A 21,348-nucleotide genomic window follows, 5' to 3' on the forward strand; every position below is an offset into this window, starting at 1 on the left:
TTTAGTTTTTAATTATCCTGAATAGTTTGACTTCCTGTCCTGACCTGACTTTTACTATATAAGTACCTGCAGGTAACCCTGCGATATTCAACACACTGCGGTACGGTGCTTCCTGATTAATAGTTATGTTGAACTGCCTGCCTTGCATGTCATACAGCAAAACATCCCCGTTCTTCAATTCTTTCTGGCTGCTTGTTACCCAAAGTTTTCCGGAGGTCGGATTGGGATATACCCTGGTTTCAGGTATTGTGATTAACTCTTGATCTTTTTCTGTACTATACGTGTTCGGTGCTGCGGTAGAACCAGATGAACAACGGCCTGAAGTTGAACTTGCATCGGTGCCAACTGCGGTTTTCTTATCCGATTCGTTGGTGGTCAATGTCCAGGTTAGTTTCTTTCCGTCAAACGGCACTTCAAATGTACCTCTTCCTGAGTTGAAAATGAATGGTTGCTGGCTACCGTCGAATTGACCTATCGAAGTAAGCTTGTTATCAGCTCCGATCTGAACATATACTGCGAACGCATTGTCATTGATGTAGAAGAACCTTGCTGTATATCGCAACCCGGTCGCTTGTGGTCCGCGGTCAACTACACAATCGAGGTAGGTGCGTATTTTTTTTGTTCCCCCGCCAACAGGACTTACATAAAGTGTACCATTGAGATAAGTGACAGTATAGTTTGAAATCTTACTGAATACCAGGTTTGAAGGTATGATCGGGTATGTACCTGCATTGCCGGAATACCCCGGTACATTATATGAAATACTTGTGGGCGTAATAAGTGTGGTGTCATTGTATTTAAGGCCGGTAATGGTCGACCTTAAAGTCGGCAATGGACTTCCGCTGTTAATAAAGGCATCATTGGCTTTCACTGTTAGCGGTGCCTGAGTTACAGTAAGTGTTCCATTGACTATTTCGAGTGTATAGTTGGATGGATTCGCAATGGTTGCAGTAGCGGTTATGTTGTACGTGCCTGCACCCGGGTTGGTAACAGTTTGACCGGAGCTGTTCTTCACCGTATAGGTAATCGGACTGGTCAAAATGTTTGACAGCAGATCTACATACTCAACTCCTTCCAGTGTTGAAGTGAAGGTCGGTAAAGGATCGCCATAACCTGCGTTCTTTGCATCCACTTTGATCCTGAGCGGTGCAGGATTGATTGTCAGGTTACCGGTGCTGTATTGTACATCCAGGTTGTTGGTGAGTATACCACCCGGGGTAAATCCGCCCGGCACTATGAAATGATTGCCTGCAGTGAAACCTGTTATGCCATTCACGGATTGCAATACCAGGCTCTGGTTGCCCAGGGAGCGGTCTGACTGATCTATCATACTGGCCAGTGAAGAGCTGCTGTTGATAAAAGGCACTCCATTAATCATGTAAGGTTCACCTGTGTTGATAAACGGAACGCCATTGATGAAAGGAACTCCATTTTGTAATTCTATTGCGCTGTTGATAAATGGAACGCCATTGATATAAGGAACGCCGTTGATCACCTGTATACCGGCGTTGATGAAAGGCACGCCATTGATATACGGTACTCCGTTGATCAGCCTGAAGCCGTTTACATTGTTGATGAAAGGTACTCCGTTTATAAGCGGTACGCCATTGGTTACAGTAACACCACTGTTAATAAACGGTACCCCGTTGATAAACGGAACACCATTGATCAGGGAGAATGCACTATTAATATATGGCACACCATTTATGTAAGGTACTCCATTGATGAACTCGAATCCACTGTTGATGTACGGTACGCCATTGATGAGGTAGAGACCATTACTGTTTACAAACGGAACGCCGTTGATGAAGTACAATTCTCCGCTGTTTATAAGTGGTACGCCATTGATAAACGGAACGCCGTTAATCAGTTCAAAGCCTGTGTTGATGAGTGGCACGCCATTAATAAATGGCACTCCATTGATCAATTCAAAGCCGCTGTTTATATACGGCACTCCGTTGATGTAAGGTACACCGTTGATGGTCTGGTATCCCGAACTGTTAATGAAAGGCACTCCATTGATATAAGGTACGCCATTGATGAAAGGAACGCCGTTGATGAGTGGTACTCCATTCACCGTTGCCTGCCCGTTGATCAATGCTACGGTGTTCAGCAGTGTGGCATTATTGATATATGATGTGCCATTGATAAGCGGCACTCCATTGATGAATGGTACTCCGTTCTGTAATGTTCCTGCTGAAGAATTGTTTTGGAAATTGTATACGTTCTGCGGATTCAGGCTCACAAACACAGTGGTATCCCGGGTAGTACCTTCCGGCGGTGTCATATTGTTGTAAGGCTGGCCATTGATATATGGTACGCCGTTGATAAACGGTACGCCAAAGCTTGCTGCGCGGTTAGAGATCATCAGTCCCATATTCTCCAGGTCAGCTGAAGTGAGCGGCGTAACCTGGGTAAACCTCGCATCGAGCAATACCAGTGTGTTGCGTACAAAATTTGCCTGGTGTTGTGATTGGATCAGGTTGAGGAAGAACTGGCGATCGGACGCGGCAATCCTTGAATTATCAAATTCATACCTGAATGTTATCTGCTTAAGATTGTCGCCATAGTTAGCTGTCTTGTCTTCCGGTACTACCGTTACCTGCAGCGGCTGCACACTTATGAATCCTTTTACGAACTGGTAATTGTAAATCTCAAGAAAACCGGCATCTTCTGCATTGGTCGGATCAAAATTGCGTACTGCCTGCACAAGGTAATTGTTTACCGGGCTGAAATTAGTGGCAAGGGTATGGAACTCAAGTTCATCAAGTCCAAGCTGTTCTTCGTTCAGTCCAGACTGTGAAAGTGCAACGCCATTTACCGTGATGTTTGCGGTGAATGCAGGAAGTTGTTCCGCAAAACGCTTGCTTGTATTATTCACCGTAATTACAATGTTCTTTTTCGGCAGGTCAAGCAGTGAGATTGAATTGGAAAATCCGCCGTCCAGCAGGCTTGAAGTAACCGGTGCTGTGTACAGCCTGATTGTCGGGTTTCCGTTAAACGGAGGAATGGTTGCGGTAACAGTATTCTCATTGACGAATGTTGTACCAAGCTGTTGGTCCCTAAAATATACTTTGGTGTCATTGGTCAGGAATTCGCCATTCACAGTGAGCAGTAATGGTACGGTAGATCCATTAGTCGCATCAGTGCCCGCTGGAAGTGCAAGTGAAGTTATGTGGGGGGTCGGTGAGGATGGCAAAGTCCTCAGTGCCTGCTGAGCCTGCAGGAACCCGCTACCTGAAATAAAATCAAAGCCGGATGTTCCCATATCGAGTGCCGTGCTCTTTAAAAGCTGCCGTATATATTCCGGGGTAGTGCCCGCATTATAGAATTTCAGCCTCGCATTGTAAACCAGTGCAGCCAATGCAGCAGCATGCGGGGCGGCAGCAGAGGTGCCAAAGAAATTTGGCAAGCCATCACCTTCGAGGTCTGAAGAGCCAGGGAAGGATACTGTAGTATTAACACCATTTGGTGCTGTAAAATCAGGTTTCTGTGGAATAGTGTTGTTGATCACTCCTCCGCCAGTTGAACTGAAGGATGCAATGGTTGGAGGGTTTACTCCAAATGCGGGTGTATTGGAATACAGCACGGCACCAACTGTCATTGCAGATGGAGTGTTTGCATGACCGAAGATGGTGGAACTGCCAGGGTAATTGAGGATCTGTGCATTACCACGGAAGATGATAAGTTTGAAACGGACTGCCCCGCTGCCCTGTGCGCGAACTACCATCAGGTTTGTCTGGTTCGGTGTGGTAACCTGGAACGGAAGGATCTCGATGGGGTCCGCACTGAAGTTATTTCGGTTAAATCCGTACAGGATGTTACCGTTGTTATCAGTGATATAAATATCCAGGTCGTTCAGTGTTCCCTGCGGCGCATCTCCCAATGAGTAAACACCATCTTCCCACTGCATCACAATGGTGCATATGCCTTCTGCCGGCAGTTGTATCGGTTGCAAAGCACCGCTACCGAAATTGTGTGCCTGTCCTGTCAGGCCTGCAGCAGCTGGAATAGTGGTGGGTGCAAAAGTCGCCTCATATGACTTGTTGCCAAAGTTTCCTGCCGATGTGAAATAGGATGCTCCCTGTGCTGTTACTTCATCTACTGCCCGCGCAACAACGCCCTTGGTGTAGAACGGTTCAGTTACATAAGTAATATCATCAACTATGATATCGCAATTTGCCTGGCGTAACGCACGGATGCCATTGGCAAAGTCACCTGCACTCAGGAATCCTGTCCGGAAGGCCAGGGTGGAAGCCGGCGCAATATCATGTATGATTTCAAGCATAGCCCTGCCTTCATCGATTTTGGCGCCGAATGGATAATCCAGCAGCACCTGTACCGGTGTGTTGTGATTATTCGGATTACCCGGACCGGGAAGATCACCGTTCTGGATATCTATGGTTGCCCTGCCAAGGGTGTTGTAACTGTCAGACATCACACCAATCTTTACACCTGTACCATCCAGGCCGTACCCGTTGCGTACAAAATCCGACCGCATGGCGATATCTCCCGCTGTGGTTGCAATACCATTCGCAACTACAGGTGGGATCAGTGGCCTGGCATATTTGATCATTGTTGTCAGCGCGTTCAGGCTGGGCAGGTTAACAATCGGAAACTTGCCAGTGATAAAAAGTGAACCGGTCGGATTGGGTATTATACTGTTAAGGCCATATGCCGGTTGCTGCAACAGGGTGAGCAATTGATTGTATTGACCGGAAATGGCTACTATTTCGATGTATACCTGGCCATTATCCACGATAAAGAGATTCTGACCAGCGTTGAATTCTCCGCCGGCAGCCAGTGCAGTAAGTTCAGGCCCAATCAGGTCATTCACTTTGGTTGGGATTCCGCTATAGCCAGGTTCGATACAAGGGTCGAAAGTAACAATCGCTGTATCAGTTGCTGTACATCCGGTAGATGAGTTGGTAACAGTGAGAACATAGGTGCCGGCTCTTGTAACTGTGGGAGTAGCCGTGTTTGCTCCAGACGAGATGTTGCCACCGGTAAGGAAAGTCCAGGAGTATTGTGCGCCCGCAGTTGAAGATGAACCTTGTAGCTGCAGGCTTTGCTGGTTACATTTGAGCTCTTTGTCCGGACCAGCGCTTACACTTGGTTTTACACAATCTCCAAAGGGGCTATAAGTGAAGTTGGTGCCTGTATTGACAGTAAGCGTTTTACCTGTAACCAGAGACCCGACAATGGTATTGCTGCCACTTCCGGAGCCAACTTCAATGTTGCCGTTGGCCGCCCAAACCGTTCCAAGCCACCTGGTGGCTGTACCGCCTGAACCGTTGGAAATCTGGAATGTGCGGCCTGATGTGCCTGATGTGCCGGTTCCGTTAACAACAGCATAGATCCGGCTGGCAACAGTAACATTTGTTGCATTTGTGCCGGCGTTGGCAAAACTCACCCCTATTTTGTCGAGGATCATATTTTCCATCACCAGGATCCTGATCTGACCAGGTAAGCCACGAAAATCAAAATGAAAAGTATTGTTCTTGCTGAGTGTGATGGACCGGAAAATGTAAACACCCGGGCCGTTAAATGTGATTGTCTTATTTCCTCCCAGGACGAGCGCCCCCGACCTTACAGTGTCATTGACGGGGGTTAGGGTGGCGGTATTGCTGATATTATTTGTTCCGGGTGTGAAGTTAAGTATGTCAGGAAGCCCAGGAAGTTGCGGCAGGGCAGGAGTTCCAATGACAGCTGGTCCTGCTTGTGGGGTTGGCCCGGTATAGCTAATACTCGCTGTAACGTTTCCTGTGATCGTTCCTCCATTCACTACAATCCTTCCGAATGCATTGATATTTCCTGCTACACTTAAGCCCGAACCGGTTTTCACAGCGATGACCTGGTTCAGATTTAACCCTGTACCAGCAGCCGAGATGCTTCCCTGGATTTTGTTGTTATTGGCAAGCTCAATTCTGCCACCACTGTGAAGGCCGCCACCGAGAGCATTTGTACCACTGGAACTGATTAGTTTATTGCTGCCAATCAGTCCGTTCCCTGTAAATGAATTTGAAGTTCCTAACTGGATCCCATCTGCCCCATAGAGACTGAATTCGGTTATTTTCAATTGCTGGGAGATAGCATTGTGTCCAAAACACACAAGTAGCGTTAGTATATAAAACAGCCTGCGGCATGCAGTTAGGCGTGACGATTCCATATTGGATAAGATTATATCCGGGAAATTATTTTCAGTAAAGCTTTAAAGGGTGAACCGGTTTAAGGATTGATAGAGCGGATTGTAATTAATGGGGCAACAGTAAGATAAGGTTTTATTCTTTTCTTTTCAAGTAAACTTTCCTTTATAAGTTCCGTGACTGCACGCTTTTTTCATTCTGTGCACGCAGCCGCTGGCAAAGGATCTTGATGAATCCCCTTGCGACTTCGGGCCTCGCATCGATCAGTTCATAGAATGGTTCCTGGTCTATCCGGAACAGCGTGCAGTCGGTTTGGCAGCTGGCACTGGCTGACCTTGTTTCCGCATCCAGGAGGGAAAGTTCTCCGAAAACTTCTTTTTCTTTCAGGACTGCAAGTGTCGTATTGTTCTTATGGATCCTGACTTCGCCGCGGTGGATAATGAACATGCAGTCGCCGGTATCACCTTCACGGAACAGCAGGGTTTCTTTTTCAAAATCTTCTTCCTGCATAAGGGGAGCAAGATCAGCGAGGATGTTTTCAGGGGTATCGCTGAAGATTGTCAGTGACTTGAGGATGATCACTTTTTCCACCAGTAATAGCCTCTCGTTGGATGTTATCATCATATTGTTCTTTTACGTGCACACATAATGTGCAGTTTCTTTCAGCAATGGGTTCTCAGCATTCAGATATTTATCCATCAGGGTAACATCTATCGTAACCAGGTATTTCTTTGAAACATACATCGAGCACGCTTTGGTCCAGTCGTGGTACAGGATAGGCTTTTCAGAAAGAATACGACCAAGCACCTGGTTGGTTTTACGGTATTCGGTTTCCGTGTACAGGAACCGGAGCGCCTCACACCTGTGTTCTATGCTGGTATTTTCGAAAAGCGTATTGAAGTACCTGGCGAGATCTTTTTTAACGGTAAGTTCAATGATCTCCATGGCGTTGGCAATGCTGTCACGGTTGTGCGTATAAAATCCGTTGCGCGCCTTCCTGACTTTTTCGCGGTCATATATACACGCAAACAGGCTCAGGAGTATTTCACGTATTTCCTGGAATTCGATCTGGATAGCATTGTAGAGTAGTGCAGAAGGCTGGTCGATGCCGGTCAGTGCTTTCTGCATATGTAACAGCTCGACTGCAAACCGGATATAAGCGCGCGCAAGTGATTCGAAGTAATGCCTGTTTTCCTTGTTTGCCTGGTATCGGCTGCGATATAATGCCTGGATGATTGCCGCGGAGCCGGAAGGGTGATTTTTAAGCATCCTGACTAAAACATCATGCGACTTCGTTCCCCCGATCTTTCCGCAAAGGACGATCAGCTGGTTGCGGATGTCAATGGTGTAATGGCTTTCTTCGAGCGCCGTCGCGATAAAAGGTATTGAACGGCTTCCGGCACGGTGCAATGCTTTCATGACGATTGGCCTGTGCCGAACAAGCTTGTTCATGGCAGCGGAGAGGGTGGTAGGGGCAGCTGCATTCCCGATAGCATTAATAGCCCGGATTGCGGTATGGTCATCGTTGTGTTCGATCAGTACCCTGTGCTCCGGATGATCATATTCATCCTTCACTTCATCCAGTATATGCATTGCACTGAATCGTTCGTAGGTGCTGCCTGCGCCGATCATATCACGCAGGGCATCTTCGGCCATGGATTTGGCAATATCCATGCGGTTGCACAACATTCCCTTTATTGCCGACAAACGAAGGGCCGGGTCAGGATTTGACAGGTATGCCTGCAGCTCATGGTTATTCTCTGCAAGCTGGCAGATCGTTTTTATGGCTTCGTTCCTGACACTCTCTTCACGGCTCTCGAGTACCAGTGTACTCAGTTTGTCTTTCAATGAGACGATCTTCTTGGCTGCTATCAGTCTTAAAGCTTCCAGCTTCACCTGCTCCGATGAATGATCAAGGAAGCAGGACAATAACTCGATTGATATAGGGTTCTGTTTTGTCCCGACCATATTCAGTACGCTTAATACCTCGCTGGCAGAACCTGTTTCAATTTTACGCCGTATCTGGGCTATGATGTCGGGATCGTTGAGCGTGAATTCTTCCTGGCTGAAAAAGCGGCTGCTGATCGTCTTGATCAGCATGCTCAGGTAATCCCTGTTTACCATTACAATTCCACCAATCCAGCATACAGCAAGGCCTACAAGGATATAACAGATCGTGATCAGGTTGATTTCATGCTGTATCCGGAAAAGTACCAGCAGCAGGATTCCGCAGAGCAGGGTTGCAAAGGGATCCATGATTCCCTTTACTATATTATGGGCCCTCAGCCGTTCATGCGTTGGCAGCGGTTGCATTACTGTCAGCAGTACCGGGGAGTTGATAGAAGTGCGTAAAACATCAACGGCGATAGAAGTAGCTCCAAAAAAATAAAACAGGATCTTCTGATCCGGGTTTGTCCAGTTGACAAACAGCAGTGTACTGATCAGTACGATCATTACGGCAGGAGTAATGAAGAGCGACTGGCGTACGCCAAGCACAGTTGTTAGCCTGCCTGTCAGAATGGTTTTGGTGATAAGCGCCGCAATTCTTAGTCCGGCCATGAACATGGCAATAAATCTCGCCAGTTCGACATCTGTGCTGTATTCTTCTTTGACTTTTGAATAGAGTCCATAGTTGACGATGATCATGCATGCTGATGCAAGTAGGGAGATCAGGGCGATACTGCGGATGATCCTGCTGTTCCGGAAATCAGCGAGCAGGTTGTTGATCGGCGTTCCGGAGTGGTGAATATTTTTTGCGGGGTGACCGGAAGCGAAAGCTTTTTCTTCTTCGCGGGCGATGGTATTAAAGAATGGAAGGGACAGCAACATGCAAACAAAGCCGATCAGCAACAGGTTCAGGGTGCCGGTATAAGGAACAAAGACAAGTGCGAGTGTATAACCAATAAATTTCGCGGGAATGTCACCTGCGCTGATGACACCGAAGAGCCGCTTGCTCTGGCGCATATCAAACAGTCTCGCAGCAATTCCCCAGAATTCAAGATTATTAAGCAGGTAGAGGACATAAAACCAGGCAAGGCTGAAATAGTAGAACCAGATGCCAGGGAAGAAGTTGCTGCCCACTCTCACCAGCAACATGCTGCCAGCCATAAGCAGAATAATGCCCCCATTGAACTTCCTGAAGGGGATCCGGTGTTCCAGGATGGTATATAGTAACCCGGTTAACCACAATAGGAATGCTGCCATTACCATTACCCATGGGAGTTCATAAACGGGCATGCGTTCCAGGAACCGTGCGAATTCAGCAGTGAAGAAAAATGAGATTCCGGCGCCCTGGAAGAACTGGAGCCAGAACAGTTTCTTTACGACCCGCCATTCATTGACGTGCACGTTAAGCACTTTCAACCATAAATGGCCGGACCTCATGTTGTTGTTATTAGTTGACGGTTCTTACCAGGCTTTTTCTTTCAGCATAGCCAGGTATTGTTGCTTTCTAGGGGCGCGGAGTGTTCGTGAGCTACGGGTGAAATAACGGTGTTTTTCAAAGAAATCGATCTGCAGTGGATCCCAGTCTTTATCTCCCCCTATTATGCCATAAGACAGGAATTCAACCTTGAGATTATCACTGATGGGAGGATAATCGTCTCTTCCCAGGTAGTCCAGGTCTGCGTCGCAAATGATCTCTTCCATAAGGTTGGCCGGACTCTGGGGTATTTTGGTGGCCATGATCATGCCTGTTATGGTATTAACCTCATCAACAGTGAGGTCCGTACCGGCAAGATCCTGCCTGGCAATCTCACAGGATTTTTCTTCATGGCCACGATAGGTAAACAGGAACCCCGTATCATGGTATAAAGCCGCGATCTTTACAAGTAACAACTGCCTTGGATCCAGGATAGATTCTTCAACAGAAATCCTGACAGCCTGCTCCATAACATCCAGCGTGTGTGCCAGGTTATGGTAGGTCAGTCGCGTGTCCAGACCAGACAATCGTTGTATTATATCTGCCTTTAAGGCTTGAAAGCCCGCTTCAGTCATGGCACTTTCAATTACCTAATAAATATAGGCGTTATCTGAAAAAAGAAAAAGGGTTGAAAAACCCTTTTTAAGAAAATATTTCCTTCACCTTGTCAAAGAAGCTTCTTTCGTTCTTGTCAGGATTCGGTTTGAAGTTGTTGCTTTCCTGTAGCTTTTCGATAATTCCTTTCTCTTCATTGCTCAGGATTTGAGGCGTCCATACATTCACATGGATCAGCTGGTCACCTTTTTCATAACTGTTCACAGCCGGAAAGCCTTTCCCTTTCAGCCGGAAGATCTTACCACTTTGTGTACCCGCGGGAATTTTGATCTTCGCCTTGCCATCAATTGTCGGTACTTCCACCTGGATTCCGAAAACTGCATCCGGAAACGAGATGTGCAGGTCATAAGCAACATTCAGTCCATCGCGCTGCAGTTCCTTGTGCTGTTCTTCTTCTATAAGAACAATTAGATCACCAGGCATTCCGCCACGCTCACCGGCATTGCCCCTGCCGCCAACATTCAGCTGCATTCCTTCCTGGACACCTGCAGGTATATCAATGGTAACTGTTTCCTCGCCGTAAGCACGGCCTTCGCCTTTACAGGTTCCGCATTTTGCGGTGATCGTTGTCCCTTCTCCGTTACAGGACGGGCAGGTAGTAACGGTCTGCATCTGACCAAGGAAAGTGCTGGTCACTTTTCTTACCTGGCCGCTTCCACCACAGGTCTGGCAGGTCTGGATACTGCTCTTGTCTTTCGCACCGGAGCCTGAGCAGGTTGTACAGGAAACGTATTTCTTAACCTTGATGCTCTTGGCTACACCTTTGGCGATCTCTTCAAAATTGAGTTTCAGCTTTACCCTGAGGTTACTGCCCCGCACACCGCGTGAACGTTGGCCTCCACCGCGACGGCCGCCGCTGCCCCCGAAAAACGAACCAAAAATATCATCACCGAAGATGTCACCGAACTGGCTGAAAATATCATCCATATTCATGTGCCCGCCACCATATCCGCGGTTGCCGTTGCCCACACCTGCATGACCGTAACGGTCATACTGCGTGCGCTTGTCAGCGTCACTTAAGATTTCATAGGCTTCGGCTGCTTCCTTAAATTTCTCCTCGGCTGACTTATCCCCCGGGTTCCTGTCCGGGTGGAATTGCATGGCCACTTTGCGGTAAGCCTTTTTGATCTCATCCCCGGAAGCGCTCTTGGAGATTCCAAGTATTTCGTAGTAGTCTCTTTTTGTTGACATGGGTGTTATGAATTCCGGAGGGGTTTATTTTCCCACCACAACTTTAGCAAAACGAATTATTTTATCATTCAGGTAATAACCTTTCTCTACTTCATCCAAAACCTTTCCTTTCAGGTTTTCGGAAGGGGCAGGGATTTCCGTGATAGCTTCATGCTTGTCCGGATCGAAGTCAGACCCGATGCTTTCCATGGGCTTCAGACCCTTGGCCTGCAGAATTGTCCTGAGCTTGTTGAACACCAGCTTCAGGCCTTCCCTTGCGTTCGATATGTCGGTTGCCGTTTCCAACTGCTTCTGCGCCCTGTCTGCATCGTCAAGCACCTCCAGCAATGCGCTGATCACTTCCTTGCCCGCTGTCTGGATAAGTTCAAGCTTTTCCTTCGAGGTACGTTTGCGGAAGTTGTCAAATTCCGCAACCAGCCTCAGGTACTTGTCCCTGGTTTCCGCTACATCAGCTTCCAGCTTCTCGATTTCAGTGTTCCCTTCCACGGGATCCTTTAGGTGCGTAGTACCAGGTACATCACTATCCGAATTGATGTCCATTTCACCAGTAACTTTTATATCTTTTTCTTCCATAATAGTACAAATTGGCAGCAAACCTAGCACATTTTACCATTTCTGGCCTGATTACATGCCGGTTGCCGGTTCTTCCCTGTTTCCTGACAATCGGTAACTAAATGACAATTTTTTTGCCAGCTATTGAATTCGGGACAATTTGTCTTGTTGCCTCGGCCCTGCAGGTCATACCTTTGCGGCCATGACACAAGTTTACCTTAAAAAGAAGATCAGCAGGCGGATAGAAAGCGGCCATCCCTGGGTTTTTGCCAATGAAGTCGGAAAGGTGGAAGGCCCGCTCGATGGGGGAGATATTGTTGACCTGTTAAACCACGATGGGAAATTCGTTGGCAGGGGATACGCCAACCCTAAATCTCAGATAATAGTTCGCCTCCTGACGCGAAATAAATCCGAACAGATTGACGATGAATTCTTTATGAAAAGGATCAGGGCTGCCTGGGAATACCGTCAAAAACTGGGCTACACAGAAAACTGCCGCCTGATCTTCGGGGAAGCAGATTTTCTTCCAGCCCTGATCATCGATAAATTCAATGATTACTTTGTTTTGCAAACCCTTGCACTCGGAATTGACCGGTGGAAACCGGCAATCGTTAAGGCGCTGGAAACCATATTCTCTCCAAAAGGGATTTATGAAAGAAACGATGTTCCGGTCCGGGAGCTTGAAGGACTTCCACAATTGAAAGGCTTTTTGTCTGCTCCTTTTGATACTTCGATCATTATCAACGAAAATGGGCTGAAATTCAAGGTTGATATTGAAAATGGTCAGAAGACGGGATATTTCCTTGACCAGCAGGACAACAGGCGGGCAATCAGGAATATTGTACAGGGCGCAGATGTGCTTGGCGCATTCACCTATACCGGCACCTTCGAGATTCACGCTGCCCATTATGGTGCAAAATCGGTCCTGGGACTTGATATTTCCGCTTCAGCCGTTGAACAGGCAAACCGGAATGCAGACTTAAATGGTTATGGCGATATCTGCCGCTTTGAGGCTGTGAACGCTTTTGATGTGCTGAAACAATGGGGTAAGGATGGGCGCCAATACGATGTGGTGATGCTCGATCCGCCCGCGTTTACCAAGAGCCGGGAAAATATTCAGAAAGCAATTACCGGCTATAAGGAGATTAACCTCAGGGGAATAAAACTGATCAAACCCGGTGGTTTCCTGGTCACTACATCATGTACCAACCTTGTTCAGCCGGAAATGTTCCTTGAAATTATTGAAATGGCTGCAAAAGATGCCCGCAGGACGTTGCGCCAGGTGGTTTACCAGACCCAGGCTAGTGATCACCCGATCATCTGGGGCCAGGATAACACCCATTACCTGAAATTCCTGATTGTACAAGTGCTGTAAGAAAGTTATTTGGCGACCTGAAACCGGCCCGACTGGATAATGCGGCCTGTTTTATCCCGAAGCTGAAAGATGTAAATGCCGCGGTAGAATTGTGACAGTTCAACCGTGGCTTTTTGTGTTATATTCTTCAGTTCGTATACTTTCTTGCCGAGGAAGTTATAGATCTCGAATGTGCAGTTTTCCTCAAGGTCCCTTGGAAAGTCAAATGTGATCTGGGTTATGGCCGGGTTGGGATAAAACTTTATGGCAGGTATGGAAACGGTCGGAAGGCTGGACTGCGATAGCCCGCGGATGGATAGAAACAGTAAAAGAAAACAGGTAAAGATTATCCTCATCGGCACATTCATTTTATATGACCGCCAGCCCAAGATATTCCATTTTTTCCAAAGTTACAATGGCCAGGGTGATTATAAGCAGGTAAAGCCCACCAGCTTACCGGGAATTCCGATTTATAACATTATGTTTTAATTTAATCTTTCCAAGGTGCCGTGAATGAACTTAGAATCAGGCACATCTGTCAGATTGTCTTAGAATTTCGGACAAATTACTTTGTACCGGGATGAATTGTCGCGGTCAAGGAAGCCGATATAGGTGACCGACAATTCAAAGCCCCCGCGGCCCTGGCTTGCAGTTTTCAGCTGCGAAACATTCACATCATAACTGAGCCCTATTGAAAATGGGTCATAGTCAACTTTAATTGCCGGGATAAGCGCATCCCGGAAACGCATGAAGGCGCCGATATGCAGGGTGTAGTCGGGCATTTCCGGATCACCGATCTTATATCCGTACATAGCTCCACCGATCACTTCATTTGCATTTCCCTGGTTCGAGTAGTCTGCCTGCAGGTTAAAGAATGCCTGGTCACTGACGTTAAATTTGGTGCCGCCGGATACAACCCATTTTGGATGTAAGGCTTCATTGGCATTCCGGTAAAACGAATTTGTCGGACGGTTCAAATGATGATACGCAACACCGAAGAAGAGACTGTTCTCCAGCTCACGACCAAAACCCATATTAAAACTGCTGCCAACTGCCGCATCAAAATAGTGGTAATTGGGACTCGCAAATGTTTCGCCGTTGTCGACTGCCGGATTAAAGGCGCCACCAACAAACTGGTTATCTGAAGTGATTTTCGACCTGTCAATGCTTCTTTGCACCAGTCCACCCATAAAACCAACCGACAGGTACATATTCTTCTCACTGCTTAACGCTTTATGGTAATTGATGGCGGGAAGTACGTGTGTTGAAGTCAGTGAAACCGTTCCTGCGCGGTCGAACAGGAATTGCAGGCCGGCTGTAATAAAATCATCACCCCTGCCAACAGGCATTTTATATTCCGCATTAAGTGAGCCACTCCTGAATGCATTCGTTACACTGTTCCATTGGTCACGATATACCATCTGCACCCGGATGTCACCAGTAAAAATTCCCGCAAGCGAAGGGTTACGAAGCAATGGTGCTTCATAGAACTGTGAAAAATGTATGTCCTGCCCATAACCTGTAATTCCTGAGATCAACAGGCAGACCAAAACGATATACTTATATGGTTGTACTGGTCTTTTCATGTTTAACGGATTAAAGTTACATTTCCTTTAATCGGCACTACCTGGCCATTATCACAGACTACTTCGATAATATAGACATAAGCATCTGAAGCGGCGGATTTGCCACGGATCATACCATTCCAGCCATCTGACGGAGAGTTGGCTGCGAAATTTTTCTTCTCGAATACGATCTCACCCCAGCGGTTGAAGATGCGCATGGACTGGATCCTGTCGAGACCAGTGCCTCTGGGGTAGAACACATCGTTCTGGCCGTCATTATTCGGGCTGAAGGTGTTGGGTACAAAATAGTTCTTTCCTTCACAGATCACTCTCACAACAATGCTGCTGGTAGCACGGCATCCATTGGAGTCTACGACCGCAATATTGTATTTGGTATTGAACCGTGGATTGGCAAACGGGGTGGCACAATTTGTACAACTCAGGTTGTCGGTAGGAGTCCAGGTCCAGGTCGATACATTATTGCTGTAAGTGATCGGCAGGGTTACACCGCCCCCTACCGGGATCACTACTTCCGGCACATTCTCAATAGTTGGCAGCGGCCACACAGTTAATGTCATTGAAGTATCATTAGTACAACCCAGTTCATTGGTCGCAGTTAATTGAATTACCGTTGTGCCGGGCGAATTATATGTTCCGGTAATGGCTGGTAATGCGGATGTCTGTCCGTTCCCGTATGTCCACTGCCAGGTGGTCAGCGTGTCGGGAACAACCGTGCTGGCATTCAGTCGAATGACGCTGTTTACACATATTTCATCCGGGCCCAGTATTACCGGTACCGGAGTACGGTATACCCTGACCGTATCGGTTATGGTATTGGTACAGCCCTTGGCTGTATTCAGGATTTCGGTTATGATATAAGTGCCGGGTTGCGTATAAAAATATGAAATGGTTTCGACCGGTGATGGTATGGTTACCGGCGGGGTTCCGTCGCCAAAATTCCAGGGACGGGTGATGATACTGTCGGCGCCGTCCAGGCTGTAATCCTGCAGATCCACCCTGCCTGTATCACAGAACTTGTCAGCTGAAATGTCGAGGATTGGCAAAATACCATTTATGGTGATCCTGTTGGCGCCAGAAACTCCTGCTCGGCATTGCAGGCTGTCGAACAGGATTACGGAGGGTGCATAAATATTGGGCCTGTTGTACAGGTGGGTAACCGTTCTGTTGCCACTGGAATCGATGGAGCCATCACCGAACACCAGGTGGAACCAGGTATTGGGTGGCGGGGTGACATTAAAGGTTACCTCAAGTTCGTTACAGGATTCCAGCGGTCCATATTCCAGTACAACTGATTTGGGATCATACACGTTCACAGTCGTCGAAGCAGATCTGGAACAACCACCATACCCGAAAACGGTAAGAGTTGCAGTGTAAGTTCCAAATGTGTCGTAAAAATTTGAGGTATTACCCAGCGTAGAGGTGTTTCCATCGCCGAAGGTCCACAGCAGTGTTTCGTAATCCAATGACTGTGAGGTGAATTTGGTTTCAAGCGGCGGACAAATGGTTGTTGAATCGGAAACACTGAAAATTGGTTTCGGTGCAACAATCCTGATATAATTCTGGCGGATCAGCGAATCCTGGCAGCCGTTCCTGTCAGTGGCAACCAGCTTCACCGTATAGACGGAGTCATTGCCTGTATAAATGTGAACCGGTTCGGCATCTGTTGAGGTGTTTCCATCACCGAAATCCCACAGGTAGGTAAGTTCCTGGCCAAGGGATGTATTCCTGAACCTGATATTGACATCCGGGCACATCAGGGTATCGCGAGAGTCGAAATTAACTTGTGGCCGGGTAATATTGGCAACCGCCATTTTTGATACTGAAAATACACAGCCGATATTATCGGTGGTTGTCAGCTCGATGTTATAGGTTCCCGTATTGGCGTAGCTATGGGTAAATGGCGGAGCGGTTAATGTGTCGATTGTTCCATCGCCATAATTAAATATCCATTGGACAATTGAGCCTGCGGGTTGTGAGGCATCGGTTATTGTTACCTGTGCGTTTACGCAACCTCCGTTATTTACTACCGTGAAGTCCGGGTTCGACCCGGTGATGTGCACGAGGTCGTTCTTTACAATTCTGTGTGCACAACCATGAATGTCGACATAGTCGAGTGTAACATCATAAAAGCCATTGTCGTACAGGCGTGCTCCCATAAGGTGAGTTGTCTGGAACGTGGGTATGGATTCCACCGTCCAGAAAAAGCTGTTTTCGTCGATAGTGGCCAGGTCAACGCCTTTAAGCTCAACAAGGAATCGTTCTCCCTTACAATGGGCAGGCTTGTCTATGACGAGGTCGGGATTATTCCTGAAAACGGTCACCTGTTTCGTAAACTTATAGGTACACATATCGTCAGCTGCTGTCAGCACAACATCGTAAGTGCCCGGGGTCGAATATATGTGTACCGGTTCAAACGCGGTTGAAGCGGGGGAACCGTCACCAAAATCCCAGGAGTAGGTGGTGATACCGTGGCCGGGACCGTTATCTGTAATTGACAGGTTGTCGAATTGTACCCGGAGTGAATTCGCGCAGTCATAAGTTGGTTCGAAACGTGCAACCGGGGCTGTTTTATACAGCAGGTCAGGTTTGCGGAGGGTGTCGCGACAGCCGTTGTTGATGGCAATCAGGGTTACCGACATCCAGCCTGTGTCCTGGTAATGGTGAGCGGGATTTTCACCATTGCCTCTCGTTCCATCGCCAAATTCCCAGATCCATTCATCTGCAGGTGTTGCAGTTGAAGTAAAATATACCGTATCGGATGCACAGGTGGAGGCAGTAGTGAAAGAGAAGTCAACGGCCGGTTTGGTTCCAATTTTTACCGCATCCCTGATCAGGGTGTCCTTGACACATCCGCTGGTGGTGGTAATCCTGATCCGCGCGTCATAAGTACCGGGTGAGTTAAACGTGAAACTGGGATTATTGCCGGTTGCTGTCCCGCCTGCGCCGAGGTCCCATTCAATGGACGCAATCGTATCAATGGCTTCGAGCGTAATGGAAGGATTTATAGTCAATGGAGCACAATTCCTCGCCGGTAGTCCGCGTACGGTAATAGCGCCTGGGGCCTGTATGCGCACAAATGCGTTTTTGGTAATGGTCGCCGGACAGCCATTTGCTCTTGAAACCGTAAGTGTTACATTATATTCTCCCTCGGCAGCGTACGTATGTGCAGGGTTTTGTTCGGTGGAACTGGTGCCATCGCCAAAATCCCACTGCCATTCTGTAGCATCGCCTGTCAGGTCCTGGAAAGTTGTAGTGAGTCCGCCTGTACAACCTATTGTGTCTGTTGCCGTAAAGTCAGGCGGAACGGGGTTGGATACGGTTATATCCTTCGAAAACGTTGATGAACAGTCGGCAAATTGATTTGTGACAGTTACCGTATAGGTCCCTGGCACCAGGTAGGATTTTACCGGGTTAATATCCGTGGATGTGGTGCCGTCGCCAAAATCCCATAGTGACGATACCGGGATGGGGGTGCCGGTGTTTGTAAATGTCCATTCCTTACCCGGACACAGGTTATCCGTTGGCAGAGTAAAGCCGGTGTTGTTACTGTTTACCGTTATGGCTTTGGTTATACTGTCCCGGCAGCCATATGAGCTTATGGTCACCAGTTTAACATTGTAGGTGCCGAATGTACTATAAGTAGTGGTCGGATCCTTATCCGCCGAACTACTGCCGTTGCCGAATGTCCACTGGTAGTTAATATCACCCGGACCACTTGTCTGGTTGATGAAATTTATATTTACCGGAGCTTCGCAATTGCCGGTCTTTGAAAAATCGAAATTGGGAGTTACACCGCCGATGACCCTGATGAATCTGGTTTTTGGTGCAGTTGCCGTACAACCATTGGAAGTAGTTACGGTGAGGGTTATATTATAATACCCGATATTGTCAAAGGTCCTGGTCGGGTTGCGCTCAGTAGATGTAGTTCCGTCACCGAAATCCCAGTTCCATGAGGTAATGGATGCACCGTCGATCGTTGACCGGTCTGTAAAAGTTATAGTTGCAGGCCGGCAGGCGAGATTAGTGCTGGCTGTGAAATTCACAGACGCGTTGGGGTAAACATGGATATAATCCTTTTTAATTTCCCGCCGGGAACCGCTTGCATTGGTAGCTACTAACGTAACCGTGTAAGTGCCCGGTATGCGGTAGGTAACCGTAGGGTTCCTGGCAGTGGACAGCTGGCCGTTTCCGAGATCCCAGCTCCAGGCGGTCGGATTATTCAGGGATTCATCTTTAAATGCGACGGCAAGTGGAGCACATCCTGATGTCTTGTTTGCGGAAAACTGGGGAACGGGCGCCTGTGCCCACGATGAATGAGCACCAGCAATGAACAGGAGCAGGATCAGGACGATATTTAATGTTCTCAACAAGCTGGTTTTTGTTATTCAGAAAGCAACTTGTTTTCACAGGGTTGGAACGGATTCTATTTTTTCTTCAGGTGCAGTAAGTTTTTTATGCCCTGAACAGTAGTTTCAGCCTTTACATAATCCCAGGAATTGTCGGTAATCTTCCAGGCGGCATTCAGCTTCCTAACCGGATCTGCTGCATTCGGGAAATCGGAAGTAATGGTTCTTGCATCAACATCCGCCGCCCAGGTTCCTTTGTCTTCACTGCCCTCTGATAACGCACTCACTCTTCCATCGCGGTAAAACTGAAAAGAGTATGGAGCGAAATCGCCTGTTATATCCTTACTTCCCTCACGGAAGGAATGCACATACCACTGGCCATTTGTCATGGCGTCCAGTACAATATCTTCCTTCTTCTTTTCTATGGCCTTTTTACACGACCCCAGAAAACATATTGTTATGGTTAACCAGAACAATTTTTTCATATTGCAATTCCTTCGGTTTGAAAAGCGTAAATGAAACGATATTTCGCCTCGGCATATTGCATGAAATACCGGATGTTTATTCCCTCACCGGTAACATTTTTACACAATTCCTCGCTGTTGAACCTCCTGCCGTGTATATGTATATTTTGCCGAAGCCACTGGAGCAGGTCACTGTAGTCAGCTTTTGCCGTCTTTTCATCCAGCTGGCCAACAGCGGTCTTTGCCGATTCAAAAAATTGTGCCGCATAAAGGCTACCGAGACTATACGTGGGAAAATAACCAAAACTTCCGTGGCTCCAATGTACATCCTGAAGGCACCCCCTGCGGTCATCCGGTACCGTTACGCCAAGATATTTCTGGTAGTTTTCATTCCAGAATGCCGGTATGTCTTCCACGCTCAGGGTACCGCCGATAAGGGATTTCTCCAGCTCGTAGCGGATAATAACATGAAAATGATAGGTCAGCTCATCGGCTTCTGTCCGGATCAGGGAAGGAGTAACCTTGTTGACTGCGCGGTAATACTGCTCTGCTGAACGCCCGCCAAACTGTTTGGGGAAAAAATGCTGCATTACAGGGAAAAAGCTTTGGCACCAGGGCATGCCCCTGCCGATATTGTTTTCCCATAACCGGGATTGTGATTCATGAATGCTGAGAGATGCATATTCCCCAAGGGGTAATCCATACTGGTCTGCCGGTAAACCCTGTTCATATAATGCATGACCTAATTCATGGATCGTGCTGTAAGTCATATTGCTCAGGTCCTGCTCATCGATTCGCGTGGTTATGCGCACATCACGGCTGCTGAAGTTGGTGGTAAACGGATGTTCCGCTTTGTCTTGCCTTCCTGCCTGAAGGTCATAATTCATTTTTTCGAGCAATTGCATGCTGAACTGCCACTGGTCCTGTTCCGGAAAATGCTGGTGAAGGAGGGAGTCGTCAACCTGTGGGCAACGGCTGATCCTGTCAAGCAGATTCCGCAACGGTTCCTGTAACCGGCTGAAAGTATTGTCGAGCAGTTCCACCGTACTTCCCCTTTCATATTCGTTGAGCAGGGCGTTGTACGGATGGCTCTCATAACCAAGCATGTCGGCTTCCTGCTTCTTGAGCTCAACCACTTCACCAAGCAGCGGCAGAAAAACCCTGAAATCATTTTGTCGCCGGGCATCCATCCAGGCATTAAACGAACGCGAAACTGTTTCGCTCAGCCGCCGTACAAATGCAGAAGGCAGTTTTGCCTGTTGTTCCACATCGTATTTGCTGAGGGAAATATTTTTCTGTCCCGCATCATGAAGGTCTTTTCGGTCTGATAATTCATTTACCAGGTTAATAAAAGAAGGCTGGGTAAATCTGGAATGAGCCAACTCACTGAGTGTGGCGATCTGCTGCGCCCTGAAACCGGCACCTGCAGGTGGCATATAAGTTTCCTGGTCCCACTGTAATACGGCTGCTGAATAACGGACATCTGCAATCCGCTGCAACTCGGTTACATATTGTTCGTATAAGGATGCGGTATTCGCGGCGTGCTCCATAGGTTTCCAGGTTCTTGGTGCAATCTACAGATTCTCCTGTTTAAAATAGATGTTCGTTATGAAGGTATCCGGACCTCATTTTCGGCGAAAATACTGTGTCCCTGGTAATTTGTACGGATCATC

12 protein-coding genes are annotated in these 21,348 nt (G+C 47.6%); 1 reads left to right on the top strand and 11 read right to left on the bottom strand.

Annotated features, from left to right (window positions below):
• Position 1: 1 nt before the first annotated feature.
• From OI18_RS23620 to OI18_RS04530, 6 genes are all read right to left on the bottom strand, one after another.
• A complete protein-coding gene (locus OI18_RS23620; protein ID WP_082037854.1) occupies positions 2-6,169 on the bottom strand; it encodes an MBG domain-containing protein in 6,168 nt (2,055 codons plus the stop codon).
• Positions 6,170-6,311: 142 nt separating this feature from the next.
• Positions 6,312-6,770, bottom strand: a complete 459-nt coding sequence (locus OI18_RS04510) for a Crp/Fnr family transcriptional regulator (RefSeq protein WP_152616730.1) — start codon at positions 6,768-6,770, stop codon at positions 6,312-6,314.
• 9 nt (positions 6,771-6,779) lie between these two features.
• Positions 6,780-9,530: an MFS transporter gene (locus OI18_RS04515; protein WP_152616731.1), complete on the bottom strand. Its 2,751-nt coding sequence runs from the start codon at positions 9,528-9,530 to the stop codon at positions 6,780-6,782.
• Between the two features lie 24 nt (positions 9,531-9,554).
• Positions 9,555-10,142 (bottom strand): HD domain-containing protein, encoded by a 588-nt coding sequence (locus OI18_RS04520; protein ID WP_039137569.1) that lies wholly within the window; start codon positions 10,140-10,142, stop codon positions 9,555-9,557.
• Positions 10,143-10,209: 67 nt separating this feature from the next.
• On the bottom strand, positions 10,210-11,373 hold the full coding sequence (gene dnaJ / locus OI18_RS04525; protein ID WP_039137571.1) for a molecular chaperone DnaJ: 1,164 nt from the start codon (positions 11,371-11,373) through the stop codon (positions 10,210-10,212).
• A gap of 24 nt (positions 11,374-11,397) precedes the next feature.
• Positions 11,398-11,946, bottom strand: coding sequence for a nucleotide exchange factor GrpE (locus tag OI18_RS04530; protein WP_039137573.1), 549 nt, complete (start codon positions 11,944-11,946; stop codon positions 11,398-11,400).
• A gap of 181 nt (positions 11,947-12,127) precedes the next feature.
• On the opposite strand from OI18_RS04530, the gene OI18_RS04535 reads away from it, so the two are divergent.
• Entirely contained in the window at positions 12,128-13,300 is a 1,173-nt protein-coding gene (locus tag OI18_RS04535; RefSeq protein ID WP_039137575.1) for a class I SAM-dependent rRNA methyltransferase, read from the top strand.
• Positions 13,301-13,305: 5 nt separating this feature from the next.
• On the opposite strand, the gene OI18_RS04540 is transcribed toward OI18_RS04535, so the two are convergent.
• The 5 genes from OI18_RS04540 to OI18_RS04560 all read right to left on the bottom strand — a co-directional run bounded on the left by OI18_RS04540 (position 13,306) and on the right by OI18_RS04560 (position 21,225).
• Positions 13,306-13,635, bottom strand: coding sequence for a T9SS type A sorting domain-containing protein (locus tag OI18_RS04540; protein ID WP_160290193.1), 330 nt, complete (start codon positions 13,633-13,635; stop codon positions 13,306-13,308).
• 192 nt (positions 13,636-13,827) lie between these two features.
• Positions 13,828-14,865: a PorP/SprF family type IX secretion system membrane protein gene (locus tag OI18_RS04545; protein ID WP_039137582.1), complete on the bottom strand. Its 1,038-nt coding sequence runs from the start codon at positions 14,863-14,865 to the stop codon at positions 13,828-13,830.
• Between the two features lie 2 nt (positions 14,866-14,867).
• Complete coding sequence (locus OI18_RS04550) at positions 14,868-19,232, bottom strand: T9SS C-terminal target domain-containing protein (protein ID WP_039137585.1); 4,365 nt, start codon at positions 19,230-19,232, stop codon at positions 14,868-14,870.
• Positions 19,233-19,288: 56 nt separating this feature from the next.
• Positions 19,289-19,696, bottom strand: a complete 408-nt coding sequence (locus OI18_RS04555; RefSeq protein ID WP_039137587.1) for a hypothetical protein — start codon at positions 19,694-19,696, stop codon at positions 19,289-19,291.
• On the bottom strand, positions 19,693-21,225 hold the full coding sequence (locus OI18_RS04560; RefSeq protein WP_039137589.1) for a carboxypeptidase M32: 1,533 nt from the start codon (positions 21,223-21,225) through the stop codon (positions 19,693-19,695). Before OI18_RS04560 ends, OI18_RS04555 begins: the two co-directional genes overlap by 4 nt.
• Positions 21,226-21,348 lie beyond the last annotated feature (123 nt).

It is taken from the genome of Flavihumibacter solisilvae (genome assembly GCF_000814475.1).
GTDB lineage: Bacteria > Bacteroidota > Bacteroidia > Chitinophagales > Chitinophagaceae > Flavihumibacter > Flavihumibacter solisilvae.